The 2581-nt window shown below is 48.9% G+C and carries 4 protein-coding genes; 3 read left to right on the forward strand and 1 reads right to left on the reverse strand.

From position 1 onward, the window contains the following. The first annotated feature begins 460 nt into the window (after window positions 1-460). The 3 genes from HV302_RS27975 to HV302_RS27985 all read left to right on the forward strand — a co-directional run bounded on the left by HV302_RS27975 (window position 461) and on the right by HV302_RS27985 (window position 1580). Window positions 461-838, forward strand: coding sequence for a hypothetical protein (locus HV302_RS27975; RefSeq protein ID WP_126530080.1), 378 nt, complete (start codon window positions 461-463; stop codon window positions 836-838). 56 nt (window positions 839-894) lie between these two features. Then, the gene (locus HV302_RS27980; RefSeq protein WP_191212356.1) at window positions 895-1200 is read left to right on the forward strand and encodes a hypothetical protein; all 306 of its coding nucleotides are present in this window, start codon (window positions 895-897) and stop codon (window positions 1198-1200) included. 191 nt (window positions 1201-1391) lie between these two features. Next, window positions 1392-1580, forward strand: coding sequence for a Rop family plasmid primer RNA-binding protein (locus tag HV302_RS27985; protein ID WP_000165998.1), 189 nt, complete (start codon window positions 1392-1394; stop codon window positions 1578-1580). A 47-nt stretch (window positions 1581-1627) separates the two neighbouring features. Here the strand turns inward: HV302_RS27985 and HV302_RS27990 are convergent, their stop codons facing one another. After that, window positions 1628-1855: a hypothetical protein gene (locus HV302_RS27990; RefSeq protein ID WP_228710239.1), complete on the reverse strand. Its 228-nt coding sequence runs from the start codon at window positions 1853-1855 to the stop codon at window positions 1628-1630. Window positions 1856-2581: the final 726 nt, after the last annotated feature.

The raw sequence follows: 2581 nt of genomic DNA on the forward strand, positions 1-2581 counted from the left end.
TTCGCTCCAAGCTGGACTGTATGCACGAACCCCCCGTTCAGTCCGACTGCTGCGCCTTATCCGGTAACTATCGTCTTGAGTCCAACCCGGAAAGACACGACAAAACGCCACTGGCAGCAGCCACTGGTAACAGGTTTGTGCGAGAGATGTGTTCAGAGTTCTTGAAGTGGCGGCCTGACTGAGGCTACACTGGAAGGACAGATTTGGTGACATGTCTCGCACAAGACTGTTACCACGGTTAGAGAATCTGCCAGGATTAACTAACCTTCGAAAAACCACCTGCCAGGGTGGTTTTTTCGTTTCCAGTGCAAGAGATTACGACGCAACAGAAAGGATCTCAAGAGGATCCTATCCCATCCCTCTCCCCCCAAAGGGAAACCAGCACCACTCCACGACACCATTTCTTTGAAAAAAATTATTGAACCCATTGATTTTAATAATAAAAAAAACAGATATAATCATGATCCACAATCACCCAACTTGGGTAATAAAATCAATGATTTATAGGTTAGGGATTTTATCAATATCGCTGCTTACAGCTGGTTGTGTTTCTACCAGCAATGTTCTTGAGTTAGGCAGGGATACATATACGGTTTCAGCAACTGCTGATGGTTTTAGAGATGCGGCATCAGCACGCCAAAGTGCCTTTAAAACAGGTTCTGAGAAATGTAATAGTCTCGGTAAAAAATTCCTGCTCACTAACGAAAACGTGGCTAACACCAGAATGGGGATAGATACCACAGTAACACTCTATTTCCGTTGTCTTGACGAAAGAGACAGCGAGTATGTACGACCAAATCTACAGAAAGCACCTGATCTACTCATCGAGAGTAAGTAACTATGAATTTCCTTATGATCATGACCCTATGGTGGATATCGTCATTCATCACACACATGATGAAAGTTGGAAATATCAGAGAGTACGGCCCCACTAAAACCCATTTGCTGTTGATGGTTACTACGCTCCCTGCTGGCGTTGGTGTTTTTATCTATCCGATAGTAGAAGCGGTATGGGGAGAACTGTCATTGCTGAAAGTTATTGGTTATACCGTTTTATCCCTCATTGTCGGAGGGCTTGTTGGCAATATGATTGTTCGTGGATTATTTTCAACATCAATAGGGATTTTGCTCATAAACCCGTTGGCAATACTCTTCAGCATTGCGGGTATCGCATTCTTAATCGTGCAATATTTACCATAACATCTCTTGCCCGCACCGCCTGAGAAGCTCTCAGGGCGTTTCTGAGGACTCCGGCCTGAAACATACACCTTTCTGTGCCCATATCGAGAAAAAACGCCCCTGATGATTTCTGCGTACCTGCATGGCTATGCACTCAAGTGAATGAAGTAAGATTTCAGTCTGCGATCACCATAAAACCGGGAAAAAGCCGTATGACAAAACAGGAATCAGCCGCACTGAACATGGCAAAATTTATCCGGGCGCAGTCGCTGCTGCTGCTCGAAAAACTCGACGTGCTCGATCTTGATGACGAGGCAGCCGACTGTGAGCGAATGCACGAACAGGCAGAAGCGCTTTATCAGAAGCTGAGCGCACGCTTCGGTATACAGGACGGCGAATAAAGAGACGAAAAGAACGCTCACTTAGACGAAAAGCGTATCCAGGGCAACTATGTATATCCACCGTGTACATAGTCATGCCTGACGTTTTCGAGCAGGTCGAGCATGTAGGAACGACGAGCTTGATTGGTATCGGACACAATATGGCGATACGCCTCAAACATAACAGCACCCGCATCACCGCCCGAACGGCGAAGCATAGCGGAAATCATCCTCACAAAGAGCAGACGTTCATCGGGGCAAAGGTTCATAAGTTCTCCTGGTGAAAAACCAAACATGAAAGCACCCATCTATTAACGTCAGCTGTGAACGCTTCATTAGAAGAAAATAGGTAAACCCGGGAAAAAGATCCAAACGTTAACATCACAGGTAAACAGAAACGTCGGGTCGATCGGGAAATTCTTTCCCGGACGGCGCGGGGTTGGGCAAGCCGCAGGCGCGTCAGTGCTTTTAGCGGGTGTCAGGGCACAGCCCCGACACCCCAGAGCCGACTGTAGGTCACTGGGCGAACGCGGCGGAATGATGTCGGATGACGTCATTTTGCGGCGTTTGCCCTATCCTGCATCGTATTAAAAAATGCAGCTATGGCGCGTACGGTGCCAAAGATAAGCCCGGAGATATTCCGCTTCCTCGCTCACTGACTCGCTCCGCTCGGTCGTTCGGCTGCGGCGAGCGGGGAAAGCATGCCCGGGAATGGAAGCTACATTATCCACAGATTCAGGGGAGAAGCGGCAGAAGAACATGTGCGCAGGAAGAAAGGCCCAGAGAGAGGATCCCGGCGTTGCCGGTTTTCCATAGGCTCCGCCCCCCTGACAAGCATCACAGAATCGGACGCTCAAATCAGTGGTGGCGAAACCCGACAGGACTTAAAGATACCAGGCGTTTCCCCCTGGTGGCTCCCTCGTGCGCTCTCCTGTTCCTGCCTTTCGGTTTACCGGTGTCATTCCGCTGTTATGGCCGCGTTTGTCTCATTCCACGCCTGACACTCAGTTCCGGGTAGGCAG

Origin of the sequence: Citrobacter sp. RHBSTW-00859, assembly GCF_013729795.1 — a bacterium.
Lineage (GTDB): Bacteria > Pseudomonadota > Gammaproteobacteria > Enterobacterales > Enterobacteriaceae > Citrobacter > Citrobacter braakii.